This window comes from Afipia sp. GW823-FHT06G09 (assembly GCF_058794875.1).
This window is the reverse complement of sequence record NZ_JBXAHF010000004.1, coordinates 137,131-160,460: the sequence shown is the minus strand read 5'-3', so window position 1 is coordinate 160,460 and position 23,330 is coordinate 137,131. Positions and strand designations below refer to the sequence as shown.

Below are 23,330 nucleotides of genomic sequence, written 5' to 3'. Positions count from 1 at the left end.
GCGATCGCCTACCCTTCGATTCATAAAAAGAAACGGGAGCTCCTCATGATCTCACGACGCGGTATCGTCGCACTTCTCGCCGCGCCGCTGCTGTTGCCCGCCGCAACCGCAGGCGCGCAGACCACCATGCTGATGGGAACCGTGAACTACAATGAGCGCATGGCGCTGCCGCAGAATGCAACCGTTCTGGTGCAGCTCCTCGATATCTCGCTTGCCGATGCGCCCGCCCAGGTGATCGCCGAGGATCGCATCACCGGCGCCGCCGGCAGCCCGATTCCCTACAAACTGCGCTTCGACCAGAACCTGATCAAGCCGCGCCGCACCTACGCTTTGCAAGCCCGCATCTCGGACGGCGATCGCCTGATGTTCATCAACACCAACCGCCACGCTGTCTTCGCGGGCGGCCGCAACAACACGCGCATCCTGGTGCAGCGCGTGGACTCGCAGCAGCGCTAGGATCCGTCCGCGAATAAAACAATCTGTGAGGGACAAAGATGCATCGGGATCTCGCATATGGTCTTCGGCCAGTCGCCGTTGCTGCGTTGTCAGTCGCGCTAATGGCCGCCGCGTCGGCGCAGCAGAGCGACCCGAAAGTCAGGCAACGCCAGCACGCCGCGCCATCGCATCAGGCGGCAAAGCCGCAGCCCGTCGCGCGTCGGCGCCCAACACCCTGCTCCGAGTTCGGCGCAGGCTTCGTGCGAATGCCTGGCTCGGACAGCTGCATCCGCTTCGGCGGCGGTGTCGGGATCGGCGTGGGCGCGGTGCCTTGAGAAGCAACGCAAACGGCGGCGCGCGAAAGATCGCGCCTGCCAGGACCTTCCTCGCCCTTCAGCGCTGATAGTGATGGTGCTTCTTGCGCTTGTGGACTTTTGACGGTTGAACGGGTTGTACGGACTGCTGATACCGCTTGCGCGATTCTTCCAGTGCCCGCTGATAGCCCGGCGAACTCATGATGTTCGGCGCTGCGCCGCGCGCGGAGGCCGGGGTGGCTGCGGAGAGACCGGACGCCGCAACAAGCATCAACAAGGCAATTCTGATCATGGCGTCACGTCCGACCTTTTTTCACTCTTCCCAACGTTTCTCGCGAAAGACAGACCGCGAACGGAGTAAATTCAGTTTCGCCGCAACATCTCAGCCAATTCTCCATCGAGCGAGCTAAGGTATAAGCCGGCTTCGATAGCGAATGGATATTTTCCTGAGTCCGCTATAGCTTGGATTTGCATTCGAGCCTCCTCGGGAAACATATTCATCAAACTTCTGCCAGCGTTGAGCCGCACGTTAAGATTTGGATGATCGAAAAGCCTCATGAGAGTCCTACCTCGATCGTCCGGCCGAGATTTCAGCTCGTCGCCGATTTCACGGATTTCGCCGCCTAGCCGGTTGACGACGGACATTTGCGCTAAATCGGATGCAACACTCTGACGTACACTGAGCTCAGCATATTGCTCGCACAAATCATCGACCTTCCAGGTCGTAAAGTCTCGCTTGCTCATTTGAGAACTCCATAATCCCGGAGCACTTTGAGTCCGTATTCCCTTCGGGTCTCAAAGTCCTTGTCTTTCAACAGGTCCCGGGGCGAAAGCCAGCTTCCGTCTGCCTGTTCGACCTTCCTCGCGTAGTGGCTGGTAATATCAAGATGCTTCAAGAACGGCACCAGAACGAGATTTTCGCGCCCCTGAACCAAATCCTCGGAAAAAGCCCGCCGTTCGTGCAGCTTTTTCCTCTACAATGTGATGTCGGTGGTAGCCGCTCCTATCTTCTAGATTAACTCGATCCTGCAGTTCCTCAAGTGATCTTGGCGGATCATTAGCCGATTTAATCGTATAGCAGTCACACGTGCTGTACGGCGCTCACCTCTCTCCGCACGCGGGGAGAGGTCGGAGACAGAGCGAAGCGAAGTCTCCGGGTGAGGGGCAATTTTTTAAGGCCCCTCACCCCAACCCTCTCCCCGCGAGAGCGGGGAGAGGGCGACGTCAACTCGCCGCGAACTTCACCAGCTTGATCGCATCGAAATCCTGGACGCCGCCGCCGACACGCTTGGTGGTGTAGAACAGCACATAGGGCTTTGCGGAATACGGATCGCGCAGTACGCGCACGCCGACGCGATCCACGATGCGTTGCGATGGCTTAAAAACGCCTCGGTCGAGATTCAAGAGCGTCATTCCCGCATCACCCGCCTGGGGAAACCACTTAGACTGAGCAATCGCCTCAAGCTGGCTGCGCGCCTCAAGTCGGCTTGTAAAATCCAGTGTCAAGATTATGAAGGCACATTCCGGCATCGCCAGCCTGCGGAAACCATTTTGAATCGACAATTGCCTGAAGCTGGCATCGCGCTTCCAGCGGAGCGACTGCAAGCGTGAGTTTAGCAGCCTGGAGACGAACATGCATATTAGGAAACTCAAAGAGTTGGACGAGCATCCTGCGCTGATCCCCAGGGCGAGCCTTCAACCCGTCATGGATGTCTTTCATTCGCTCGAACAGCCGGTTGTATTTCGCGCTCTGACCACCGAGTAACGCTTTATCCTGCTCTCGTGTATTTTCCGCAAAAAGCTGAATGAGGGCATCATCGCTTAATTTCGAAAGATCAACTCTCTTCATGGCTTGAAAACCCCGAACAGAATCATGGCGTCCCGCCCGACCTTTTTTCGCTCTTCCCAACTCTTGTCCGATAAATACTCACGCGGCGACAGCCAGCCATACTCTGGACTACGCTGCGCATACCAACCCGTAATCTGGTAGTGCTTTAGCCTAGGGATACTAACCAGATTTGACGGATCAACAATCTGACTTCGCGTGAAACCGAAGTACTCCGCCCATGTCTGCTCCACCACATGATGCGTGTCATAGCCGGGCCTCTTCTGACATTCGCCAGCTTAGAGTTCTTCGCCATCACCGGCAGAGTTAACCTGGAGTATAGCGCCCTTCATCAATTGCGCTCAGCATCTGAGATGCATTCATCGCAATCGGAAATTCCTTCCGGTCCTTGATCAATTGCAAGACTTCCCTTGCCTCTCGGGGTGCAAAGACAAACGTAGCTATCGCAGCCTTGAACCGCACGGTCGGACTTGGGTGACGATAGAGTGGTAATAGCGCGCGACGCTGATCGCCTTCTCGAGCTTTAAGCTGCGCTTCAACTTTTTCCATCTGCCTGTAGAGACGATTGTATTCGGCACTTCTAATGCCTTCCAATGCCGCGTTCTGTTTTTCAGCGATCGCTGTGAATATAGCTACAAAGTCTTCGATTGTTGCCGTTTCAAGATCACCCTGACTCATGGCTTGAGAACTCCAGCATCGATCAACGCTCTTATCCCGACCCGCCTCCGTTCGCCTGCGTCTTTGTCTCTCAGATAATTTCGAGGGGTTACTCCCCCGAACTCCTCGTTAGGTGTATCGTACCATCCTGAAATTTCATAATGCTTTAGCGTCGGAATTCGCACGATGTTGCTCGGCTCATTGATTTCGCGCCGTGTGAACCCCAGTCGGTCCAGCAAGGTTCGCTCCTCGATATGATGGTCTTCGTAACCTCTCTCGCTGACAGGACTTACCCTGCTCTGAAGTTCATCCAACGTTCGCGGCGGATCGCTATATGATTTCATCGCCGGATCGTAGGACTTCAACCACTCAATCTGGTCCTTCGCTCCGAAGAACATATCTACAACCGGAGCATATCGGCCAACCCGGCTCACCCACCGCGCAATCCCCCAGACGATTTCCATCCTACCTGATGGAGTTTGGGGCCGCTGTTGTGGAATCTCCGACGGCTCAAGTGGTGGCCCCTCGTTGTGACCAATGCCTGGGCCGTCGCCGTCCTCCGATACGGCCGCAAGCTGCGTGTAGACACTGTTGTCCGTCTCGCCCGGAGTGATCTGAAACAGCGAAAACACATCGCTGAAGTTCGGCAGATCGCCAAAATCGATATTTCCCATCGGTGACGCGGCGGGATTGGCTCCGCTGCCAGCACCGCCGCCACTGCCGTCCGTCCATCGTCCGCTCTCGCGCCCGTTTCCGGCGGGCACACGCGGCTGGTTCGGGCTGTATTTGCGCTCGACACCGCAATAGACGCTGGCTGCTGCACTGGGCGCCAGAAAGCGCGCGACATCCGAACGCACCCAGCGATAAGCATCCGGCCGCAGCCATCTCTGCTGTTGATGGCGTGCGTAGGCATCCTCGCGTGCGGACATGCGACGTGATCCTGTGGGACATAATGAAAGGAAAAGCGGTCACACGTGCTGTACGGCGCTCACCTCTCCCCGCGCGCGGGGAGAGGTCGGAGACAGAGCGAAGCGAAGTCTCCGGATGAGGGGCAACTTTTTAAAGACCCCTCACCCCAACCCTCTCCCCGCAAGGGCGGGGAGAGGGCGAAGTCAACTCGCCGCGAACTTGACGAGCTTGATCGCATCAAAATCCTGGACGCCGCCGCCGACACGCTTGGTGGTATAGAACAGCACATAGGGCTTGGCGGAATACGGATCGCGCAGCACGCGCACGCCGACGCGATCCACGATCAGGTAGCCGCGGCGGAAATCACCGAACGCGATGGAAAGCGAGTTCGCGCCGATATCCGGCATGTCCTCGGCCTCGATCAGCGGGAACGTCATCAGCGATGCGCGCCCGCCCGCCTGCGCCGGCGGCTGCCACAGATACGCGCCGCCGCTATCCTTGAACTTGCGGATCGCAGCCTGCGTCTTGCGGTTCATCACGAAGGTGCCGTTCTGGCGATAGCCCGCCTTCAGTGCGTAGATGGTGTCGACCAGTACATCGGACGGATTGCTTGCGGGAAACGCGCCCGCGCTGCCGCTCGCGACATAGCCGAGATTGCCCCAGGTCCACGAGCCGTTGGCCACCGCCGTGTAGTTGAGAAAGCCCTTCGGCTTGTTGCTGCCGTCGCCGTTGACGAAGGCCGCGCCCTCCTGCACCGCGAAGGTCAGCTCGACTTCGGAGGCGATCCACTCGTCGATGTTCACCGCCGAGTCATCGAGCAGCGTCGCGGTCGCCGCAGGCATGGCGTAAAGCTCCATCGCCGGGAAGCTCAGCGCATCGAGCGTCGGCGACGTGGTCTGCGCGCGCGCATCGCTCTCGCCGACCCAGCCGGTGGCGGGACCTGCGGTCATGAACGGCTTCTTGTAGACATTGCCGGATATCTCGCGCACCGACGAGATGGCGCGGATCGGCGAGATCACCGCAAGCCGCGCGCCGATCTCGTGTTCGAGTTCGGCCGGCACGAGATAGCCGCCATCGGCATTGGAGCCGGCGGACATCGCCTTGGTTTCCAGCGCGCGCAGCGCCCCGCTCTCGCCCTGGCGCACATAAGCCTCGAACGCGCTCTTGTGCTCGCGCGCCGCGCCATCCGAAAAACGCGAACGGCTGCTGTCCCGCCGGGTGCCTTCAAGCACGGGACGCGCGGATTTCAACGCGAGATCGTCGATCCGCTTCATCTGCGCGTCGAGCGCGCCATTGATGCGATCGACCTTCTCGTCCAGCAGCACGTCGGCGCGGCGGCCCATCGATGCGAGGCGTTCGTCGTTCGATGCCTTGAACTCCTCGAACATCGCCATGATGGCGTCGTGCTCGCCCCGCGCAGCGGATGAAATGCCGGACTTGTGCTCCGGCGCCGTGTCGTTGATGTCGTAGTCCATGTGGTTCTCCTTGGTTAGGATCGGGTTGAAAGTGAAATGCGCAAACAAAAACGCCGCCCGAAGGGGGCGGCGAATTGCGGTCAGCAGTATCGTTAGCGACGATTGTTAATCAAAAGTGAGACTGCGAAGCAGTTCAGGAAAATACTCGCGCTTCAGATCGTCGATAATCTTATCTCTGGAAATAACAATGCCCATGCCAGGCCAGCCCTGCGGGCGTCCCGCAAGGCGAATGGTGATCCGCCAATCAGGATACCGCTCAAGAATAAGCTGCAGCTTCTTTGCAATTGGGGGCCACGCCAAAGACAACGGCAATTCGACTTGCAGGACATCCCAGCCCCAGTCCTCATCGACGAGCCAGTAGTCAGACTCTCCGATCAATCCCTGACGGGCAAAATCCTTGAGAATGGCCTCCGTTTCATCAAACAGGTTTTTCCAGACGCGTTCGTGCGCGTTGTCGAGGTCAATTTCGCTCATCATCGTCACACCGAGTTGTGGAGTTCAAATGCGCAACGCAGCTTTCTCCAATTACAGTGACAACAAGTTCGAAGCGTTCAGAACGTCATGTCACGCAACTCTGCCGGCAGGAATTCCCGTCTGAGTTCGTCCTTGATGCCACTGACGGAAACAATGACGCCCATGCCGGGCTGCTTGTCCGTGTATTTTCTCATCACCTGCATGGTAATCCGCCAATGCGAAAAATCAGCCAGAAGAAGCTGAAAACTTCGCGCGATCCGCGGCCACAAAGGAGAGAAAACGAGCTCGATCTCCACAATATCCCAGCCTAAATCGTCCTCGACGACAAAATAGTCGCGTTCCTTGAGCATTCCCTGCTCGCAGAACTCTCTGAGTACTTCAACGACCGGCGCATGGAGTGTCCGCCAGATGGCCTCGTGGGCTCGGATCGCCTCGAGTTTAGCGTTCACCTTTCACTCCCCTCGGCCACGGAAACGAAATATCCGCCGAAATACCCGCGAAACCACCTATCCCAGCACGACGAGAATACGATCCGGACAGATCGAATGATTGGTCCAGACTCTGACTCTGGTAAAGTGAGTAGAAACCGGCATGGTTAGCAACGTTTCCTTCTCCGAAGTCGATACACGGAAAACCCGGTTGGGTGTTTCCAGTACACCATCGAAAATTGGCGCTGTCGGCAGTACATCTTCGGCGGAGCTGGAAACGATCATTTCGGTTTCTCCGTCGACCCATGGCAAACATCCAACAATGATGCATGAACGTGTCGACCAGACAGCGACGGGCCGATCATCGATTTCCGGTGATTTGCCCTGAACTGTATCCTCAAGGAAGAAAATGCCGTTTGGCGGTGCAGCCCTAAATACCTGTTTCATGGGTCCTACTTTTGAAGATCTCTCACAAAAGGGCCTTGCCTTGCGCTACATGAGCGACATTGAGGATAAAGTCTCTGGGCGCGTCCTTCAGGATTTATCCGGGTTGGAAACTGGTGATCGGCGAAGAAATTGCCTGAGGGCGTTCCGGAATTCAGTCTCCCACATGTGTGGCATCCTGTCTCCGAGCCAATGCGGTTTAGCTCCTCCCTCGCCTGAGACGTTATGGAATAACCCGGCCCCCGCGCTGGAATGGATTCACCTGCGAACGGCCCCGGCATTGCTCCTCGCGCAGCCAATTCACTCGCGCGGACTTGAGCCGCTGCAGCATCAGCCTGATAAGCTCGGATAAGACCTTCGGGCGACTGATATGCACTTTGCGGCGGACTCCAGCCAGGATCAAGCTCCCTGATACGGGCAACCGCCTCAGTCGCGTTCGATTGCGCAACTGATAGCCGCGCGCCCTGCGCTGGGGTCAATTCAAATTGCTGCCCATTGATCGTAACCGAGTTTCCGCTTCGGCCATATCTGTTCTGCGCAAGCTCGTCCCCCGCATTGCCCACGACATCGGGATCGATGTCGAACATTGTCGACGCTTGAGACTCTTCAGCAAATGCCAGAATGCCACCCGAATTCGCCTCTCCTTCTGCCCCTTCCTGAGCTGGTTGAATGTCGAGAGAACCAAACGGCCTCGCCAATACTCCAATAGAGACCGTCCACCGGCCTCGCCAGTCACGCGGCTGGCTCGGACTGTACTTCTGCTCATCGGGATGCGGCGGCTTCTGCCAACGCGAAGTATCCGGATGAATATACCGCGCAGCGTCCGGCCGCATGAAACGTGCCTGCTGATGCGCGTTGTAGAGATCGCCATGCCGGATCATCGGCGCGCCTCCGTGTAACTACGCACACACGAAGACCTGCACTGCGGCGGCGCACCTTTTACCGCCCGCACCCGCGCTCCAGCGAGAAGCGGGAAGGTGACGATGGACACTTCCCACAGGTCGACCTGATAGAGCTTGCGCACGCGCGTCTTCGGATCGATCTGGCCGCGCACGGTGCGATAGCCGATTGAAAGGCCGTCGATGGCGCCCTGCTTCACCAGCGCGAACAGTTCGCGGCCGCGCGCGACATCGGGGATCAGCCGCCCCCTCGCCCAAAGCCCGCGAAAGTCCTCATGCAGGTCCAGCCAGATGCCCACCGGCTCGGCGGGATCGTGCTGAAACAGCATCGGGATTTTTCGCAGGCCGCGCTGCGCCAGCGTCTTCGTGAACGCCCCGGGCATCACCATGTCCCGCGCCTGGTCCACCTCGCCGAACAGGCTCGCATAGCCTTCCACATTGCCGTCGCTGGAGAGCGAAATGCGGGATGACGATGACATCGGCGCGTGCATGGGCATCCTCGCGAACGGCGCGTGGGTGGAGAGGCGTGAACTTTCAAAGATGGCTTGCGCCGCAAAGCGCGATTCAAACTCGGAGTCGTCCCCGCGAAAGCGGGGACCCATAACCACTAGATTTTCCGCTGATCGAAGGAGGACGTCCCGAACCATCGCGGCAAAGTCGATGGCTTAGGGAGTATGGGTCCCCGCTTTCGCGGGGACGACATCGGAAATAATCGTAGCGTTTTTTCGCGGGTTACTTCCCGCGCTTGGGACTCTTCCGCCGCGCGGGCTTTGCGCGCGGAGACTTCGACGCCGGCTTCACCGGCGCCTTGTGCTGAATGCGATCGAGATGCGCGAGAAATTCGCGAAACACCGTCAGATGGTCAGGCGACGATTTCTTCTCCGGCTGTATCGCGCGCAGCACCGTGTGCAACGTATCCATAACTCAATCCTCGCTGATGAAATGAGAGAGACTGCGATGGCCCTTCGCCCTGCGGTTGAAACGCGAGAGCTGGCGGACGAATTCGTCGAAGCGCTGCGACGCCGCCGCCAGTTCGCGGAGCGTCACCAGGAACGCGGCGCTCGCCGCGAGCGCCCACAACAGCAGCGCCAGATGCGCGAGATCGCCGCGCTCGGTGAAGATGCGTATCAGGTCGGACATGGGCGTCGTGCCCTCCAATTGGGGGGACAGCGGCCGTCCCGCGGTTGAGACCCTCTATCCTCTCGGATATGGTTTTCCGTCTCACCGGGTTTATCCATGCCGTCCGAAGCCATCGACCTGTCGCGGACCGTATCGCCTGCGGCATCAGCCAGCCGCATTCGCGGCATCGACGGATTGCGCGCGCTCGCCGCGGTCGGTGTTTACCTTCTTCATGCCGGGCTCCCCTTCGCCCAGCGCGGCGGCATTGGCGTCGATGTCTTCTTCATCATCAGCGGTTTCGTCATCACCCGATCGCTGCTCGCCGAGCATGGCCGCAGCGGTGTGATCGATATCCCCGCCTTCTACCTCCGCCGCGCCGTCCGGTTATGGCCCGCGCTGGCTGTGATGATCCTGACGTTCGTGCTGATCGACTCTTCCCGGATGCCGCTGAAGAACGAGATCCTGCCGTCTCTACTCTATTATTCGAACTGGACACGCGCCTTCGACCTCGGCGGCCCGGTTCTCATGGGACACACATGGACGCTGGCCGTGGAGGAGCAGTTCTATCTGGTCTGGCCTTTCGCCCTGCTCGCCTGTCTGCGCTGGCGGTCGCATGCCGTCACAATTGCGCTCGCGCTCGCGGCCGCGTCGGCGGTCTGGCGTGCGCACCTTCTCCTGAGCGGCCATTCCGAAAACGAAATCTTCCACCGCTTCGATACGCGGTTCGACGGGCTGATGGTCGGCGCAGCATTGGCGTTCGTGAGCATCGGCACGATCAGAGCGATCGGAAGGCTCTTTCCGCTCGCGGCGGTGGTCCTTGCTGCTGCACTCTATAACTATCAGTGGCCGAAGGCCTGGCTCTTCCTTGGCGGCTACCTGCTCGTCGCATGTGCCACGGCGATCGTGCTGGCCAGAATCATCGCCACTCCCCGAAGCGTGGTCACGCAATGTCTGGAATGGTCTCCGCTGGTGTTCTTCGGACGGATCTCTTACGGATTTTATCTGTGGCACCTGCCGGTGCTGCTGACGCTGCCCGGCTACGGTTTGCCGATCTGGCAAAGAGCGGTGGTTTGCTTTCTCATCACGCTCGGCTTTGCAGTCCTGTCCTGGTTTCTGATCGAGACGCCCGCGAAACGATATTTGTTGCCGCGCTGGGCTGCGGCAGATAGCAGCCGCCCCGTTCCTGCGGCCTAGCAGGTCATCCCAGCCTGTCTCCATCCGCCACCGGCGCATAGCCGGTCGCTTCGCGTTTTTCGTTGAGCGTCAGGAACGGCGCACTGGCGACGCGGTCCCACAGCGCAGCGCGGTCGCTTGCCAGCGCATCGATGCGATCGGTGTCGACAACGATGCGCAGGCTCTCGCCGAACTGCGGCGACAGCCAGTGCGCCAGCGAGCTGCCGACGCGCGAGGCCAGCGGCAAAATCGTCTGCCGCCAGAACACGCGGTTGGCTTCCTGGAAGTTCGCATAGGTGTTGTCGCCGGGAATGCCGAGCAGCATCGGCGGCACGCCGAAGGCGAGCGCGATCTCGCGCGCGGCGGAATTCTTCGCCTCGAGAAAATCCATGTCCTTCGGCGTCAGCGACATCGCCTTCCAGTCGAGCCCGCCTTCCAGCAGCAGCGGCCGCCCGGCATTCACCGCGCCCTGATAGGTGTCGGTGAGTTCGCGCTTGAGCCGGTCGAACTGCTGATCCGACAGCACCGCGCCTTCCGGCCCGGAGTAAACCAGCGCGCCGGACGGCCGCGCCGCGTTGTCGAGCAGCGCCTTGTTCCATTGCGAGCTGGCATTGTGCGTATCGACCGCGACCGCCGCAGCCTCGACCGGAGCCAATCCATAGTGATCGTCGAGCGGATGAAAGAACGTCAGATGCAGGATCGGCGGCACGCTTGAGCCAAGCTGATCGAACCGCACGCTGCGTCCCGCGACGCTGTATTCATACGCCTCCGCCCAGCCGTCGTGACCGGGCACCACCTTCATGCGATCGGGCCTCAGCGCATAAAGCTCGCGCACCTCGTCGCCGAGCGCGACGGCTTCGACATAAGCATTGCCGGCGAGCAGCATGTGCGCATAGAGCGCCTCGAAGAAGCTTGCGCCGTCCTGCCGCGCGTTCGGCCTGGTCAGCAGTTGCAGCAGCGGATGCGCGTCACGCTCCTGCGCGCCGTCATACAAAAGGAAGCTGCACGACGCGGCGTTCTCCGCGATCAGCCGCACCGCGCGATGCACGATGGCATTGGTGAGATACCCCTCGCGCGCCAGCGCCCCGTAATCGCGCGGCGTCCATCGTGCCCGCCCGCCGGACTCGAATGCCAGCACCTGCGACGTGCGCGAGGCTTTCGCTTCGGGTGCGCGGAAGAGGTTTTTGAAGTTGAGCATGGGTGTCCTTTCTCTCAGGAGGCAGAGAGAACGTCGGCGCAAACATCATCAGGGTCGTCCCCGCGAAAGCGGGGACCCATACTCCCTGAACTATCGTTTTGGACGCTGCTGTGTCGGCAAGGCCGCTATCTCCACGCCGTTCCGGTTGTTATGGGTCCCCGCTTTCGCGGGGACGACATCGTGAAAAATTTCCAGGCCGCGCATAACAGCTAACCTACAACCCCCGCACCCTCGGTGCGGCCCTTGCGGTAAACGTCAGCGACGCGATCGCCCACACCAGGGCGTCGAGCCGGTCCGGCGAGCGGCCGGACGTCAGCCCGCCGGGGCCGAAGTCGCACATCTCGTCTTCCAGCGCCGAAAAACTTCCCGCATGCCTGACGCGGCCCTGCTCGTAGAGTGTCGCAACGGGCTCCGCGCGCAGATACTTGCCGCGATGCGCGCGGACGGACACCACCGGCACGCCGGCATCGACCTCGTTGATTACCGAGCGCACCATCTCCCCGCCCTGATTGGTCTCCGCCACCAGCGAATCCGCCTCAAGCCGCCGCCACAGCGCGATGGCCTTCGCCGCCCACACCGCAGGCGTCGCCTGCGACACCGTCTCGTCGGCGATCACATGGATCGCGCCCTCGCTTGTGATGCCCGCCGCGACAATGCCGCACGCATCCGCGCGCTTGCCGGATGATGCCGGCGGGTCGACCGCAACGACAATACGCGCCAGCGGCGGCGCGTCGCTCACGCGGCAACTCTCGATCAGCGCGCGCGACCACAGCGCGTCGGGGCGATCCTCGATAATCTCGCCGTCCAGTTCCTGCCGCCCGAGCCGCGTATCCTTGTAGCGCGCGAGCACGCCTTTCAGGAACGTTGGCGCAAGATGCCAGGCATTGGCCTGCGTCGCCGCGCGCGTGACGACACTGGTCGGCTCCAGCATCAGCCGTTTGATCAGCGCGGTCGGCCGCGGCGTGGTTGTGATCAGTTGCCGCGGTTGCGCGCCGAGGCGCAGGCCGAACTGCAGCATGTCGAAGGTGGCCTGCGCGTAACGCCACTTCGCCATTTCGTCGGACCAGGCGCAGCCGAACTGCGGCCCGCGCAGACTTTCCGGATCTTCCGCCGAGAAGGCATAGGCCACCGCGCCATTGCTCCACTCGAGCCGCCGCCGCGACGACGTCCAGACCGGGCGCTCATCGCGCGGGTGCACGGCGAGCAGCCCCGAAATTCCCTCCACCATCACTTCACGAACATCATGCTCGGTCTCCCCAACCAGCGCGATGTTCCGAACCGGCGCATCGGCCAGCGGCGGAAGCCCGAGCGCCTGCGCCCTCACCCATTCCGCCCCCGCGCGGGTCTTGCCCGCGCCGCGTCCGCCGATCAGCAGCCATGTCAGCCATGGCTGGCCGTTCGGCGCCAATGACGGCGGCACCTGATGGTCATGCGCGAAGATATCCCAGCGCGACAGCACCAGTTCTATCTCAGCCTGGCTCATCCCCTCGATCAGAAACCGGCGCTGCGCTTTCGACCAGCCCTTCCAGGCGTCGCGAAAGCTCGCGGCGGAATTCGTCGAGGTCTCGGGGAACGGCGTCGTCATCGGCGGCTTTCGTAGTGTCGTCTCCTGCCCCGCGTTCCTGATCGCGAAGCCGCATCACTTCCTTCAGCGTGCGCGCCAGCGACGCCAGCACCCTGGCGCGGCTTTCGGTCTCGATGCGCTGCGCCGGATAGAGCCGCGACGGATTTCCGACAATGTGCTCGATCTTCGACAGTTCGCGTTCGATCGCGTTGCTCACGCGCTCAACCATGGACCCCGCCGGCGTCTCGCCCGGCGGCGGAACGGCCGCGATGTCGGTAGCCGTCTGCTTTCTGGGCTTGGGGCGCGTTGTCCGCCGTGCGCTGCGCGCCGCGATCGCCTCGTTCGCGGCATGATCGTGCGGATCGGCGACAAGATTACCGGGATGTTCGTGAATGACTCTCGCGCGCGGACGCTTTTCCTTTTCAGGCTTCGCCGCGATGGGCTTCTTTGCAGTCTTCGCGGCAATATTTCCGGCGCTGGTCGTTTTGACAGGCGCCTTCTTGACCGCAGTTTTCCTGGCAATTTTCCCGGCAGTTTTCTTGGCAGTTGTCCTGGCCGTCTTCTTCACAACCGTCTTGCGTGCAGCCTTCTTCGCCGCCGGCCTCTTGACCGGAGCTGAGAAAGGCTTTTTCGGCATTGTGGAAGCTCTCGCACTGAAACGAAAACGCCGCGCTCAAGGCGCGGCGATCAACCAGATTATTGCTGTCATTGCCGGGCTCGACCCGGCAATCCATTTTCTTGACGAAGCTTTCCGGCGCATGACACTCAGAGCATCACGTGATCTGTTCAGCGTGCCTACGTCCTGAAGAAAACGAACCAGACAATCGCCAGCACGAAAATCGCGGCGACGGTGCTGACGGTCAGCAGCGCCAAGATCGACGGCCCCGGCTCCGCCTGCCGCGCTTCGGTGGGCGTTTCGACAACCCGCCGATGGCCTTCTGCGTGTTCGACTTTTGCCATTGCGTCCTCATTCACTGAATGCGCGAAACAGCCCGCGCATCATATGAAGGGCAACGCCCGATGGCAGACGAGGTTCCTGATCGAACCGACGCCGCCGCGTGCATGTCTCTCGGGCACAACTCTGGAGCATGCCATAACCCTACTGCGGGAGCGTTACGCTGTCAAGGACTATTTTCCTAGAATCAATCCTGCTTAATCCGGTCCCTCAGTGCACCGTGTGCCGCTGGCGCGAAATCTCGGCCTGCCGCAGCAGTTCAAGCGGCAGCCATGGCTTTTGCATGACCATCGCATTGTCGGGGACCTCCTCGATAGCCTGCTCCGATGTCACGATGACATCGATATGCGGAAACCGCTCCATCGCGATCCAGGCCAGTTCGACTCCCGACATCTCGCCGTGAAGATCCGCGTTGGTGAACATCAGCATCAGGTCACCGCCGGTTCGTTCAAGCACGGCAGCGGCCGCCTCGGCGCTCCTGCACTGAATGACGTTGAGATCGCTCTCTTCGAAAATCAGGCTGACGAGTTCCCGCTGCAGCTGATCGTCTTCGACAACCAGCACAGTCTGTTTCAGAGCGTGTCCCATGGGTCTCCCCTTTCCATGAAGAAAGGCAATGCACAAAGGCGGGAGAAGTTCGCCTGGTGCTGAGGAACCAAATGAGCAATGTCACGTTTTCCTTCGCGAAACGAGCTACACCATCGAGGTACATCGTGAAGCAAACCGTCGACCGCGTGATGAAGGCGTTCGCACAAAAGCACAAGGCGATGACGCCCGAACAGGAGCGCCGCGTCCGCGACGAGGTTTCTGATTTCGTTGCAGAACTTCTGGAGAAACGCGCGGCGCAACTCACCAAATTCGGCAATGCGCGGCTGCGGGAAACCGAGCCGCATATTTAATTCTCATTCGACAGAAGCTGCCGCAAAACTGCATGACCCGCCTGACCGAGGCGGATTTTTCATTGCCGAATGGAACTCCGCCGGAGGAACCGGAACCCTCGAAAGCCGTTTCCACCTCACAGTGTGGAGACCCGATCATGACAGCTCAAGAGCATGTTCTCGACGCGGTTCTACGGGCACAGGGCGTTCTGGCCGACTATATCGAACCAGGCCCACGCGACTGTGCCCAGACGCTTACCAAGCTTTACGCGATCTTCGCTGACGACAGGCTGACCAACGCCGTCAACATTCTGAATCTGGAAGCAGTTCACGCGGCGATGGCGTCGGATACGTCCAAGCACATATCCGCCTCTCCTCCTCGTCGAACCAGCAGTTGATGCGACCGCCATTCGTATGGCGCGCCGCTCCTGCGGCAACATCGTATGGATAGCGATGATCAATCTGGATCGTGGGTCGCGACACGATCGGTAGCGCTAAAACGCGCTCACCCACCTCTCCTCTTTATAATCGAACCACCGGCTGAAGCGGCTGCCGTCCCATTCGTACTGCAGGTGCCGTTCCTGCACAGGCACGCCCACCACGTCCGGCCAGAACGCGGCAATGCACGAGCCCCCTTTGTCCCGCACGCTCGGATAAACGATGCCGTCGCTGCCGCTCTCGCGCAGGTTCGCCGCGAACGGCCGGCTGTGCGCGTAGCTCTCGCTGTCCAGAATCAGCCGCCTTGTCTTGTCGTCGAGCTTCGTCACGTCGTGAAGTTTCGCATCGACGTGACCGAGCAGTACGCGCATGTCTTCCCGGCGCGGCGGATCGTTGGAATCCGCTGCGAAGCGCGCGAAGTGATAGCCGGTTTCCCTGATAGCGGTGTGCAAGGTGCGCGCGGCGTAATAGACGCCGTAGCTGCCGTCCGAAAAACGCGAGCCGTTCCGGTTTACATGGGTGAACGGCGCCATCACCCACGAAGCGTTCGGCCCGGTCACGCGCCGCTCCGGCGGCACCAGCGCGATCTCGCCTGTCTCATCACGCACGCGCGGGTTGGTCGCCTGCTCAAGGTCAATCAGCACATCCCACACGGCAGGATCATCCGAGACGCGCTCGAACAGCGCGATCGGCGGATAGCGCGAGGCAATGATGCGCCATGCTTCGCGCCAGCGCACCCGCGTCGTGTCGGGACTTTCGGCGTTCACGACCACGGCGCGCGCGCGGCATCGACATAGGCGCGCACAGCGGCGAGATCGGTGACATCGCCTGCGGTCATCCGCGCCAGCGGAGTCTGTCCCGCAAAGGCACGGTTCGGGCGCAGCACCCAGCCGTCGGCGAGCACGGCATCGGAATAGACAATCTGCAGCGCCTTCCAGATGCCCGCCACATAACCGATCCGGCGCAGTGTATCGTCCGGCAGGCGCGCAGCCTTGCCGCTCTTCCATTGAAAGAACGTGCGCTCCGCGGGGTTGCCGAGGATGCGCCGCGCGTCGCTGTTGCCGACGCCCCAGCGGGCCATGATGCGGAAGAAACCTTCCAGCGCGAGGCCGTGACGGTCGGCAGGAATAAGTTCCGATGCCTTCTGCAGATTTGCAGACATATGCCTATCCTCTGCGATACTGCATAAGATAGGAACCCTGCCTGCGCGCGTCAACGGCGTTCAAACCCCTGCCGGGGGCCAAAAACACAATTCTGGAGCATGGACCGACCCTAACCCGGCAGCGTCACACTGTCAAGGATTTATTTCCTAGAAACCAGGGTGTCGCCGGAACAAGAGCCGCCGCCCATAAAGCGGCGCGCCATTTGGCCTATTCCTCATCCAGCACGACGGCCTCGGTTCTCGTGTAGCCGCACAGGGTACAGAAATAGACGGCACGATCTGTCGTGCCGCCTCCGCGCGTCCGAAGCGCCAGTCCCTGGATTTCCATGGGGTAGCCTTTGCAATTGGGGCATCCCACCACCGGAGGTAGCGCTGGCTTTGTTTCGAAGTGACGATCCGTTTTCATCCCATCATCCTTTGGCAACAGCCATGGGAATTCTGATCGCTCAAACTTGCGTGACCGGGTTTTGTTCCTTGATTGCCAGGCACTTCGTTCGGAACATCTGGATGCGCGTGTAGCCGCTGGCGTCGACAGGCTTACGATGCGGCACAAAGTCCCGCCGCAACCCGTTGCCGGATTCGCGCGTCGCAGTAACTGTTGCAGATGGACCCGTTGAGCCGGGTGCATTTCGCCATGCACGCCTGATAGGTGCAGGTCACACCCACGGGTTGAGAGGCGGCCGCCGTCCCCGGCAACGATGTTGCGGTTGCGATCAGATGAACGATGAGCCAAGCGGCGTTGAGCATGCAACCCTCCTCGGAGAGTGCAGCACGACGCGGCAGACCGCGCAACACCGCCCTCAGGGTCCGCCTTATGCGCCGAAGTTCGTCACCGTTTCGCCTTTTCGCGCGAACGATCGGATCCTGCCCTATTCCGCCATCTCGGCAGGAGCCTGTTGCGGCCCGGCCAGCGGGCGCTCTTCCATCAGGATCACGAGAGTCGCAGCGGTCGTCAGCAGCACGGCCGCCGCGGCGAACACGTAACGGAACGCGGCGATCATGTCGCTCGCAGCAATCGCATGCCGGGAGCCGATCTGATGCTCCGCGCCGATGGTGAGATTTCCCCCGAGCACCATCAGCAGGATCGCAGTGAACACCGCAACGGTGAACGACGCCATCAGCGAGCGGAAGAAATTCATCGCGCCTGTCGCGGTGCCGACCTGCATGCGCGGCACGGCATTCTGGATCGACACCACGCTGACCGGAAACACCGTGCCGAGACCGACCGCCATCAACGACAGCGCCGCAAGCAGTTGCCACAGCGGCAGCGGCGTTGCCAGCGCGAGCGCGGTCGCGGCACAAGCCGCGAGCGATACGCCCCCGATAGCCGCGCGCTTGTAGTGTCTGGTGAACATCATCGCGCGGCCCGCCGCCCATGCGCCGAGCACCGACACCGCGACCAGCGGAATCAAAGCGAGTCCCGCTTCACTCGCCGAGAGGCCGTACACCACCTCGTAGTACAGCGGCATATGCACCGTGAGGCCGATCATCGTGCCGATGGCGCAGCCGCCTGCGGCCATCGCGAACGGCACCACCGATCCCGACAGCAATGGAATCGGCAGGAACGGTTCACTGGTGCGCTTCGCATGCCACACGAATGCGACGCCGAGAAACAGCGCGGACCCGATCATCGCAAGGATCGCAGGCGACGCCCACGCGAAGCGGTTGCCGCCCCATGTCAGCACCAGCATCACGATCACGGCGGACGCCATCAGCAGCACGCCGCCAAGCCAGTCGACCTTGCGCCTGCGGTGGAACACCGGAATCTTTTTCATCTTCGGCAGCAGCAGCGCCAGCGACAGCGCGCCGAGCGGCAGGTTGATCCAGAAGATCACCGACCAGTGCAGATGTTCGGCGAACAACCCGCCGAGCACCGGACCACCGATGCCGGCGGCAACCCACACCGATGAGAAATAGGCTTGGTACTGGCCGCGTTCGCGCGGCGTCACCACATCGGAGATCACCGTCTGCACGAGCGGCAGGATGCCGCCGCCGCCGATGCCCTGAAGGGCGCGGGCGAGAATCAACGTGAGCATGTTCGGCGCGATCGCGCACAGCACCGAGCCGAGCAGGAACAGCGCCAGCGAAACGATAATCATCGCGCGGCGGCCGTAGATGTCGCTCAGCGTGCCATAGACCGGCGCGACCGCGGTCCCCGACAACAGATACGCGGTAATGACCCAGGACAGATTGCTGACGTCGCCGAACTGGCGGCCGATGGTCGGCAGCGCGGTCGCGACAATGGTCTGGTCGAGTGCGGTCAGGAACATCGTGAGCATCAGGCTCAGCAGGATGGTCCGCACTTCGCTTTTCGAGAGCGGCGGCGCCGGCACGATCGGCGGCGCTTCAGTAAGATCGATCACTTCGGTGGCGATGTTTGCAACGTCATCAGGTGAATCCAGCGCCTGAGCTTCGTCGGCCGAGTCACTCGCCATGTCGCCGCGCTGTCGATGTGTCTCGGTCATGAGTCTGGACGGGGTCCGGAAAATGCTTCTGCGGAAGGATCAAGTCGCAAATGACTTGAACTCGAAATGTACGGAATGAGGTCAGCTTTATCCTGTTTCGCATCCCTTCATAACCGGCAACGCCGCATGGGTGTACCGCGCGGAAAGGCCATCACGTGGCCGTTATCCGTGCGGAACGCGGTCTTGATCGAGGAATGGATTACTTGGACACGGGTCGCTTTTTGAGCCGGGCGCGCCTTGGAATCACGCCGGGCCACTGCACGATGTGGTCCTCGAGGTCGGCTTCCTCGATCTCGTCCTCGGTGCCCCAGACCCTGCCCTGCACCGAAACGCCGGCCTCGTGGACGGTGTTGGGATCGCCGGAAATCAGCGGATGCCACCAGTACAGATCGCGGCCCTCCGCCACGAGCTTGTAGCCGCAACTCGGCGGCAGCCAGTTCAACGTCCGGACGTTCTCCGGCGTCAGCCGCACGCAATCGGATACTTTGGCCGACCGGTTGGGATAATCCTTGCAGGCACAAAGCCCGGCATCGAGCAGCGAGCAGGAGATATGGGTGAAGTAGATCTTGCCCGTATCCTCGTCTTCCAGCTTTTCCAGGCAGCAGCGCGCGCAGCCATCGCACAGGCTCTCCCACTCGCTGTCGGACATCTCCTCCAACGTCTTGGTTTTCCAGAAAGATTCGCTCTGGGTCGAGGGCGGCCGAGGCCGGGCTGTCATGGCTTTGAACCTGTTGGGATATTAAAGCGTCCTTACGCTAATATGGTGCTTTATGAGCCTTGGCGGCTGTTGCGCAAGCGGCAAGGTGCCGGTCGATGTTTCCGGCGCTAAAAAGCGTGGGCAGCATTCACCGTCATCATTAAAAAACCAACGCGGCCATTGGTTTATGGTTCATGGTCGGCTAGAAGATGGCGGATTCCCGCTGGCAAAATCGGCTCTCCTAGCGCCTTGGGGATGCCGCAAATAGATCAGCATCGTCTGACCAGCGATTTTCTCAGGCTGCGACTCGGTCGCCGCGTCATTTTCAAGGGTTCCGGTGCGCCAGATCGTACCCAGCGAGTGGAAGAAATGGTTCCGGCATTTCCTGCTGGACCTCGACGCGCGAATTGATTCATCGCTGTTTAATTCGGCTGTCGGCCTGCGCGAGCTCTGGGAGCGCTATTCGACCTTCATGGATCGCTTCTATGTCGGCCGCTGGAAGCGCTGGGTTTTCATCGAGCCGCTTTCCGAAGGCGCAACAATCGGCCTCGCCGGCCTCGTTCTAATGCTCGCGCTAGCTATCCCGGCTTTTCGCGAAACTTCCGATGACGACTGGCTGAAAAAATCCGATCTCGCTGTGACCTTCCTCGATCGCTACGGCAATCCGATCGGCAGCCGCGGCATCAAGCACAACGATTCGATTCCGCTCGAAGATTTCCCCGACAACCTGATCAAGGCCACCCTCGCCACCGAGGACCGCCGCTTCTACGATCACTTCGGCATCGATGTGGCCGGCACGGCACGCGCTCTTATGACCAACGCGCAGGCGGGCGGTGTGCGCCAAGGCGGCTCGTCAATCACACAGCAGCTTGCGAAGAACCTGTTCCTCAACAACGAGCGCACCATCGAGCGCAAGGTGAAGGAAGCGTTCCTCGCCATCTGGCTTGAAACACGGCTGACCAAGAACGAAATCCTGAAGCTCTATCTCGACCGCGCCTATATGGGCGGCGGCACCTTCGGCGTCGACGGCGCCGCGCACTTCTATTTCAACAAGTCCGCACGCGATGTGAATCTCGCGGAAGCCGCGATGCTCGCCGGCCTGTTCAAGGCGCCGACCAAATACGCGCCGCACATCAACCTGCCCGCAGCCCGCGCCCGCGCCAACGTCGTGCTCGACAATCTGGTCGACGCCGGTTTCATGACCGAGGGCCAGGTATTCGGCGCACGCCGCAATCCGGCCAACGCCGTCGACCGGCGCGACGAGAATTCGCCCAACTATTATCTCGACTATGCCTTCGACGAGATGCGCAAGCTCGTCATGACGTTCCCGAAATCCTATGTCGAGCGCGTCTTCGTGGTCCGCACCGCGATCGACATGAATGTGCAGCACGCCGCGGAATCCGCCGTCGAAAACCAGTTGCGCCAGTTCGGCCGCGACTATCACGCGACCCAAGCCGCCGTGGTTCTTGCCGATCTCGACGGCGGCGTGCGCGCCATGGTGGGCGGCCGCGACTACGGCGCCAGCCAGTTCAACCGCGCCGTCGACGCGATGCGCCAGCCTGGCTCCTCGTTCAAGCCTTACGTGTACGCCACTGCGCTGATGAACGGCTTCACACCGAAGTCCATCGTGGTGGACGGCCCGGTTTGTATCGGCAACTGGTGTCCGCAGAACTATGGACGTTCGTATTCGGGCTCAGTGACGCTGACGCAGGCGATCACGCGCTCCATCAACGTCGTGCCTGTCAAGCTGTCGATCGCGATGGGCAAAGGCAGCCCCAATCCACCGAAGGCGGGCCGCGCGAAGATCGTCGAGACGGCGCGCAAGATGGGCATCACGGCTCCCCTCGTCGATACGCCGTCGCTGCCGATCGGCTCGACCGAAGTGAGCGTTGTCGAGCACGCGGTCGCCTACGCCACGTTCCCGAATAAGGGACGCGCGGTAAAGCCGCATTCCGTGCTCGAGGTCCGCACCGGCGCAGGCGATCTGGTCTGGCGCTGGGACCGCGACGGCAAGAAGCCGACACAAGCCATTCCTGCATCGGTGGCGGCCGACATGGCGGAAATGATGAGCCACGTTGTCGACGAAGGCACCGCCAGGCGCGCCCAACTCGACGGCATTCCCGCGGCCGGCAAGACCGGCACGACGAACGCGTTCCGCGACGCATGGTTCGTCGGCTACACCGGCAACTTCACTGCGGCCGTATGGTACGGCAACGACGACTACTCATCGACCAACCGCATGACCGGCGGTTCGCTGCCGGCACAGACATGGCACGACGTGATGGTCGTCGCGCACCAGGGCGTTGAGATCAAGGACATCCCCGGCATCGGTGCCGGCAAGAAGCGGCCGGACGCCGTTGCATCGGCAAACGCCAATGCGAAAGCCTCCGAGGTCAATCCCGGCCCTCCTCCAATCCTGACACGGCGCGGCGCGAACATTCTGGTGCGCGTCGAGAAGCTGTTTGACGACGCGGCAAAGACCATCACCGTGCCCGGCAAGACTTCCTCGAACGAAAGCGGGAAGCCCGCGCCGGCCTCGAGCGTGGCCTTCCCGGACAGCTTCGCATCGGCAACCGATCAGCCTGCGGCGGCCCAGCCGCCGCGCAAGAACTAACCGCGTCATGAGTGCGCTTCGATCGTGCGGCTGATCCTTATCACCCTTGTTACGCTGATCATCGCAACCGTCGTCGGCCTCGGCGCGACGTGGACGACGGCGACACGCGGCGTCAACGTCGGTACCATCACGATCGGCGCATGGACCGCCCGCCCCCGGACCGGCACCAGCAGTATCGATCCCTACTCGCGCGCCTCGGTCGCCCGCAGCGGCGAGCTACCGGTCGGCACGGGTGACGGCGTGATGTTCACCGCAAACAAGGATGATGCAGGCCGCGCGCTCGACGGACGATGCGATGTGGTCGTGAAAGGCGTGACGCCCCCGGCGCGTTTCTGGACCATGACGATCTATGATCCCAAGGGCCAGCTCGTCGCCAACTCGCTCCAGCGTTACGGATTCACCAGCCAGGAAATCGTGCGCGCCTCGGATGGCAGCTTCGAGATGCGGGTGACATCGCGCCCGCGCGCCGGCAACTGGCTGCCGACCGGGGGCCTCGACCGGTACATGCTGGTGCTGCGGCTCTATGATACGCCGGTCGGCGTCGGAACGCGCACGCAAAAGGATGCGCCGATGCCATCCATCAGCACGGTGAGCTGCCCATGATCCGCTGGCTGTTTGCAATTCTCGGTGGCGTGATCCTGGGCGGCGTGGTTCATCTCGTGAGCGTGCTGGTGCTTCCGCGCGTCGCAACGCTCGATGCATATTCCCGCCTCGCTCCGATCACGAAGCTGAATGCAGTGACGGCGTTGCCGGTGGCTGCGCCGAACAGCGCTCCGATGCCGTTCATGGACCCCGCTTTCGCCAGCGCCGCCTGCCGCTATGACCTTTCCAGTGGTCCGCTCAAACTCACAGTCCCGGTGAGTCAGGCCTATACCTCGGTGTCGTTCTACACCCGCAACGATGTCGCCTATTACGCGATCAACGATCGCTCGGCGGGACGGCGCGTCATCGAGCTCGACCTGATGACGGAGGCACAGCATGCCGAACTGCCGGAAGACGAAGAGGTCACCGCAGCCGACCGCCTGATCATCGACTCACCGACCACAACGGGCCTCATCGTGCTCAAGGCGCTGGCGGCAGAGCCTGGCCTGATGCCACAGGCGCAGGCGTCACTGGCGGCAGCGAAATGCGGCCTGCAAACCGATACACCGCAAGCCAAACGATAGCTTCAGATCTCCGGAACACG

29 protein-coding genes and 1 pseudogene are annotated in these 23,330 nt (G+C 61.3%); 8 read left to right on the top strand and 22 right to left on the bottom strand.

What is annotated here, in order from left to right; all coding sequences use genetic code 11:
• Window positions 1-45 precede the first annotated feature (45 nt).
• A complete protein-coding gene (locus AC1Q67_RS17615) occupies window positions 46-456 on the top strand; it encodes a YbaY family lipoprotein (protein ID WP_029660816.1) in 411 nt (136 codons plus the stop codon).
• A gap of 372 nt (window positions 457-828) precedes the next feature.
• On the opposite strand, the gene AC1Q67_RS17610 is transcribed toward AC1Q67_RS17615, so the two are convergent.
• The 13 genes and pseudogenes from AC1Q67_RS17610 to AC1Q67_RS17550 all read right to left on the bottom strand — a co-directional run bounded on the left by AC1Q67_RS17610 (window position 829) and on the right by AC1Q67_RS17550 (window position 9,021).
• On the bottom strand, window positions 829-1,041 hold the full coding sequence (locus tag AC1Q67_RS17610; protein WP_492237036.1) for a hypothetical protein: 213 nt from the start codon (window positions 1,039-1,041) through the stop codon (window positions 829-831).
• A 71-nt stretch (window positions 1,042-1,112) separates the two neighbouring features.
• Window positions 1,113-1,493, bottom strand: coding sequence for a DUF2019 domain-containing protein (locus tag AC1Q67_RS17605; RefSeq protein WP_492237037.1), 381 nt, complete (start codon window positions 1,491-1,493; stop codon window positions 1,113-1,115).
• 480 nt (window positions 1,494-1,973) lie between these two features.
• Window positions 1,974-2,204 (bottom strand): annotated as a pseudogene (locus tag AC1Q67_RS17600) (phage major capsid protein); the annotation flags it as partial.
• Window positions 2,205-2,226: 22 nt separating this feature from the next.
• Entirely contained in the window at window positions 2,227-2,598 is a 372-nt protein-coding gene (locus AC1Q67_RS17595) for a DUF2019 domain-containing protein (RefSeq protein ID WP_492237038.1), read from the bottom strand.
• 303 nt (window positions 2,599-2,901) lie between these two features.
• Window positions 2,902-3,273 carry a DUF2019 domain-containing protein gene (locus AC1Q67_RS17590; RefSeq protein WP_492237039.1) on the bottom strand — a complete coding sequence of 124 codons (372 nt, stop codon included), beginning with the start codon at window positions 3,271-3,273 and terminating at the stop codon, window positions 2,902-2,904.
• A complete protein-coding gene (locus AC1Q67_RS17585) occupies window positions 3,270-4,181 on the bottom strand; it encodes a hypothetical protein (protein WP_492237040.1) in 912 nt (303 codons plus the stop codon). The genes AC1Q67_RS17590 and AC1Q67_RS17585 overlap by 4 nt, the downstream gene beginning before the upstream one ends.
• Window positions 4,182-4,364: 183 nt before the next feature.
• Window positions 4,365-5,636 (bottom strand): phage major capsid protein, encoded by a 1,272-nt coding sequence (locus AC1Q67_RS17580; protein ID WP_492237041.1) that lies wholly within the window; start codon window positions 5,634-5,636, stop codon window positions 4,365-4,367.
• A 105-nt stretch (window positions 5,637-5,741) separates the two neighbouring features.
• Entirely contained in the window at window positions 5,742-6,110 is a 369-nt protein-coding gene (locus AC1Q67_RS17575) for a hypothetical protein (protein WP_492237042.1), read from the bottom strand.
• A 77-nt stretch (window positions 6,111-6,187) separates the two neighbouring features.
• Entirely contained in the window at window positions 6,188-6,559 is a 372-nt protein-coding gene (locus AC1Q67_RS17570) for a hypothetical protein (RefSeq protein WP_492237043.1), read from the bottom strand.
• A gap of 57 nt (window positions 6,560-6,616) precedes the next feature.
• The gene (locus AC1Q67_RS17565; protein ID WP_492237044.1) at window positions 6,617-6,985 is read right to left on the bottom strand and encodes a hypothetical protein; all 369 of its coding nucleotides are present in this window, start codon (window positions 6,983-6,985) and stop codon (window positions 6,617-6,619) included.
• A gap of 874 nt (window positions 6,986-7,859) precedes the next feature.
• Entirely contained in the window at window positions 7,860-8,372 is a 513-nt protein-coding gene (locus AC1Q67_RS17560) for an HK97 family phage prohead protease (RefSeq protein WP_492237045.1), read from the bottom strand.
• Between the two features lie 241 nt (window positions 8,373-8,613).
• Complete coding sequence (locus AC1Q67_RS17555) at window positions 8,614-8,802, bottom strand: hypothetical protein (protein WP_492237046.1); 189 nt, start codon at window positions 8,800-8,802, stop codon at window positions 8,614-8,616.
• 3 nt (window positions 8,803-8,805) lie between these two features.
• Window positions 8,806-9,021 carry a hypothetical protein gene (locus AC1Q67_RS17550; protein ID WP_492237047.1) on the bottom strand — a complete coding sequence of 72 codons (216 nt, stop codon included), beginning with the start codon at window positions 9,019-9,021 and terminating at the stop codon, window positions 8,806-8,808.
• A gap of 96 nt (window positions 9,022-9,117) precedes the next feature.
• On the opposite strand from AC1Q67_RS17550, the gene AC1Q67_RS17545 reads away from it, so the two are divergent.
• The gene (locus tag AC1Q67_RS17545; protein ID WP_492237048.1) at window positions 9,118-10,194 is read left to right on the top strand and encodes an acyltransferase family protein; all 1,077 of its coding nucleotides are present in this window, start codon (window positions 9,118-9,120) and stop codon (window positions 10,192-10,194) included.
• 4 nt (window positions 10,195-10,198) lie between these two features.
• Here the strand turns inward: AC1Q67_RS17545 and AC1Q67_RS17540 are convergent, their stop codons facing one another.
• The 3 genes from AC1Q67_RS17540 to AC1Q67_RS17530 all read right to left on the bottom strand — a co-directional run bounded on the left by AC1Q67_RS17540 (window position 10,199) and on the right by AC1Q67_RS17530 (window position 13,164).
• On the bottom strand, window positions 10,199-11,371 hold the full coding sequence (locus AC1Q67_RS17540; protein WP_492237049.1) for a phage portal protein: 1,173 nt from the start codon (window positions 11,369-11,371) through the stop codon (window positions 10,199-10,201).
• A gap of 214 nt (window positions 11,372-11,585) precedes the next feature.
• The gene (locus tag AC1Q67_RS17535; RefSeq protein ID WP_492237170.1) at window positions 11,586-12,854 is read right to left on the bottom strand and encodes a DNA-packaging protein; all 1,269 of its coding nucleotides are present in this window, start codon (window positions 12,852-12,854) and stop codon (window positions 11,586-11,588) included.
• Window positions 12,841-13,164, bottom strand: a complete 324-nt coding sequence (locus AC1Q67_RS17530; protein WP_492237050.1) for a hypothetical protein — start codon at window positions 13,162-13,164, stop codon at window positions 12,841-12,843. Before AC1Q67_RS17530 ends, AC1Q67_RS17535 begins: the two co-directional genes overlap by 14 nt.
• A gap of 163 nt (window positions 13,165-13,327) precedes the next feature.
• Here AC1Q67_RS17530 and AC1Q67_RS17525 point away from each other — a divergent pair, with 163 nt between their 5' ends.
• Entirely contained in the window at window positions 13,328-13,741 is a 414-nt protein-coding gene (locus AC1Q67_RS17525) for a hypothetical protein (RefSeq protein ID WP_492237051.1), read from the top strand.
• On the opposite strand, the gene AC1Q67_RS17520 is transcribed toward AC1Q67_RS17525, so the two are convergent.
• The gene (locus AC1Q67_RS17520) at window positions 13,731-13,895 is read right to left on the bottom strand and encodes a hypothetical protein (RefSeq protein WP_492237052.1); all 165 of its coding nucleotides are present in this window, start codon (window positions 13,893-13,895) and stop codon (window positions 13,731-13,733) included. The two genes, AC1Q67_RS17525 and AC1Q67_RS17520, sit on opposite strands and share 11 nt — an antisense overlap.
• Window positions 13,896-14,100: 205 nt before the next feature.
• The gene (locus tag AC1Q67_RS17515; protein WP_492237053.1) at window positions 14,101-14,478 is read right to left on the bottom strand and encodes a response regulator; all 378 of its coding nucleotides are present in this window, start codon (window positions 14,476-14,478) and stop codon (window positions 14,101-14,103) included.
• Between the two features lie 125 nt (window positions 14,479-14,603).
• On the opposite strand from AC1Q67_RS17515, the gene AC1Q67_RS17510 reads away from it, so the two are divergent.
• Entirely contained in the window at window positions 14,604-14,789 is a 186-nt protein-coding gene (locus AC1Q67_RS17510; protein ID WP_024574004.1) for a hypothetical protein, read from the top strand.
• Between the two features lie 137 nt (window positions 14,790-14,926).
• Entirely contained in the window at window positions 14,927-15,166 is a 240-nt protein-coding gene (locus AC1Q67_RS17505) for a hypothetical protein (protein WP_024574003.1), read from the top strand.
• A 96-nt stretch (window positions 15,167-15,262) separates the two neighbouring features.
• On the opposite strand, the gene AC1Q67_RS17500 is transcribed toward AC1Q67_RS17505, so the two are convergent.
• The 4 genes from AC1Q67_RS17500 to AC1Q67_RS17485 all read right to left on the bottom strand — a co-directional run bounded on the left by AC1Q67_RS17500 (window position 15,263) and on the right by AC1Q67_RS17485 (window position 19,551).
• Window positions 15,263-15,979 (bottom strand): RES family NAD+ phosphorylase, encoded by a 717-nt coding sequence (locus tag AC1Q67_RS17500; protein WP_492238161.1) that lies wholly within the window; start codon window positions 15,977-15,979, stop codon window positions 15,263-15,265.
• Window positions 15,970-16,368, bottom strand: a complete 399-nt coding sequence (locus AC1Q67_RS17495; RefSeq protein WP_024574001.1) for an MbcA/ParS/Xre antitoxin family protein — start codon at window positions 16,366-16,368, stop codon at window positions 15,970-15,972. Before AC1Q67_RS17495 ends, AC1Q67_RS17500 begins: the two co-directional genes overlap by 10 nt.
• Before the next feature lie 869 nt (window positions 16,369-17,237).
• Window positions 17,238-18,833, bottom strand: a complete 1,596-nt coding sequence (locus tag AC1Q67_RS17490; protein ID WP_492237055.1) for an MDR family MFS transporter — start codon at window positions 18,831-18,833, stop codon at window positions 17,238-17,240.
• A gap of 199 nt (window positions 18,834-19,032) precedes the next feature.
• The gene (locus tag AC1Q67_RS17485) at window positions 19,033-19,551 is read right to left on the bottom strand and encodes a YcgN family cysteine cluster protein (RefSeq protein ID WP_492237056.1); all 519 of its coding nucleotides are present in this window, start codon (window positions 19,549-19,551) and stop codon (window positions 19,033-19,035) included.
• 316 nt (window positions 19,552-19,867) lie between these two features.
• Between AC1Q67_RS17485 and AC1Q67_RS17480 the strand changes: the two genes are divergently transcribed.
• From AC1Q67_RS17480 to AC1Q67_RS17470, 3 genes are read left to right on the top strand one after another with little or no spacing between them, the layout of a single operon-like run.
• Window positions 19,868-22,144, top strand: coding sequence for a transglycosylase domain-containing protein (locus AC1Q67_RS17480; RefSeq protein WP_492237057.1), 2,277 nt, complete (start codon window positions 19,868-19,870; stop codon window positions 22,142-22,144).
• A gap of 24 nt (window positions 22,145-22,168) precedes the next feature.
• The gene (locus tag AC1Q67_RS17475) at window positions 22,169-22,747 is read left to right on the top strand and encodes a DUF1214 domain-containing protein (RefSeq protein WP_024573997.1); all 579 of its coding nucleotides are present in this window, start codon (window positions 22,169-22,171) and stop codon (window positions 22,745-22,747) included.
• On the top strand, window positions 22,744-23,310 hold the full coding sequence (locus AC1Q67_RS17470; RefSeq protein ID WP_492237058.1) for a DUF1254 domain-containing protein: 567 nt from the start codon (window positions 22,744-22,746) through the stop codon (window positions 23,308-23,310). The genes AC1Q67_RS17475 and AC1Q67_RS17470 overlap by 4 nt, the downstream gene beginning before the upstream one ends.
• Window positions 23,311-23,330: the final 20 nt, after the last annotated feature.

Coding starts and splice junctions, on each gene's coding strand:
- AC1Q67_RS17565 (WP_492237044.1), bottom strand. CDS start 6,985: ATGAAACAGGTATTTAGGGCTGCACCGCCAAACGGCATTTTCTTCCTT.
- AC1Q67_RS17495 (WP_024574001.1), bottom strand. CDS start 16,368: ATGTCTGCAAATCTGCAGAAGGCATCGGAACTTATTCCTGCCGACCGT.
- AC1Q67_RS17485 (WP_492237056.1), bottom strand. CDS start 19,551: ATGACAGCCCGGCCTCGGCCGCCCTCGACCCAGAGCGAATCTTTCTGG.
- AC1Q67_RS17580 (WP_492237041.1), bottom strand. CDS start 5,636: ATGGACTACGACATCAACGACACGGCGCCGGAGCACAAGTCCGGCATT.
- AC1Q67_RS17490 (WP_492237055.1), bottom strand. CDS start 18,833: ATGACCGAGACACATCGACAGCGCGGCGACATGGCGAGTGACTCGGCC.
- AC1Q67_RS17560 (WP_492237045.1), bottom strand. CDS start 8,372: ATGCACGCGCCGATGTCATCGTCATCCCGCATTTCGCTCTCCAGCGAC.
- AC1Q67_RS17585 (WP_492237040.1), bottom strand. CDS start 4,181: ATGTCCGCACGCGAGGATGCCTACGCACGCCATCAACAGCAGAGATGG.
- AC1Q67_RS17530 (WP_492237050.1), bottom strand. CDS start 13,164: ATGGTTGAGCGCGTGAGCAACGCGATCGAACGCGAACTGTCGAAGATC.
- AC1Q67_RS17555 (WP_492237046.1), bottom strand. CDS start 8,802: ATGGATACGTTGCACACGGTGCTGCGCGCGATACAGCCGGAGAAGAAA.
- AC1Q67_RS17575 (WP_492237042.1), bottom strand. CDS start 6,110: ATGAGCGAAATTGACCTCGACAACGCGCACGAACGCGTCTGGAAAAAC.
- AC1Q67_RS17595 (WP_492237038.1), bottom strand. CDS start 2,598: ATGAAGAGAGTTGATCTTTCGAAATTAAGCGATGATGCCCTCATTCAG.
- AC1Q67_RS17505 (WP_024574003.1), top strand. CDS start 14,927: ATGACAGCTCAAGAGCATGTTCTCGACGCGGTTCTACGGGCACAGGGC.
- AC1Q67_RS17550 (WP_492237047.1), bottom strand. CDS start 9,021: ATGTCCGACCTGATACGCATCTTCACCGAGCGCGGCGATCTCGCGCAT.
- AC1Q67_RS17520 (WP_492237052.1), bottom strand. CDS start 13,895: ATGGCAAAAGTCGAACACGCAGAAGGCCATCGGCGGGTTGTCGAAACG.
- AC1Q67_RS17525 (WP_492237051.1), top strand. CDS start 13,328: ATGACTCTCGCGCGCGGACGCTTTTCCTTTTCAGGCTTCGCCGCGATG.
- AC1Q67_RS17610 (WP_492237036.1), bottom strand. CDS start 1,041: ATGATCAGAATTGCCTTGTTGATGCTTGTTGCGGCGTCCGGTCTCTCC.
- AC1Q67_RS17470 (WP_492237058.1), top strand. CDS start 22,744: ATGATCCGCTGGCTGTTTGCAATTCTCGGTGGCGTGATCCTGGGCGGC.
- AC1Q67_RS17545 (WP_492237048.1), top strand. CDS start 9,118: ATGCCGTCCGAAGCCATCGACCTGTCGCGGACCGTATCGCCTGCGGCA.
- AC1Q67_RS17605 (WP_492237037.1), bottom strand. CDS start 1,493: ATGAGCAAGCGAGACTTTACGACCTGGAAGGTCGATGATTTGTGCGAG.
- AC1Q67_RS17615 (WP_029660816.1), top strand. CDS start 46: ATGATCTCACGACGCGGTATCGTCGCACTTCTCGCCGCGCCGCTGCTG.
- AC1Q67_RS17540 (WP_492237049.1), bottom strand. CDS start 11,371: ATGCTCAACTTCAAAAACCTCTTCCGCGCACCCGAAGCGAAAGCCTCG.
- AC1Q67_RS17515 (WP_492237053.1), bottom strand. CDS start 14,478: ATGGGACACGCTCTGAAACAGACTGTGCTGGTTGTCGAAGACGATCAG.
- AC1Q67_RS17590 (WP_492237039.1), bottom strand. CDS start 3,273: ATGAGTCAGGGTGATCTTGAAACGGCAACAATCGAAGACTTTGTAGCT.
- AC1Q67_RS17535 (WP_492237170.1), bottom strand. CDS start 12,854: ATGAGCCAGGCTGAGATAGAACTGGTGCTGTCGCGCTGGGATATCTTC.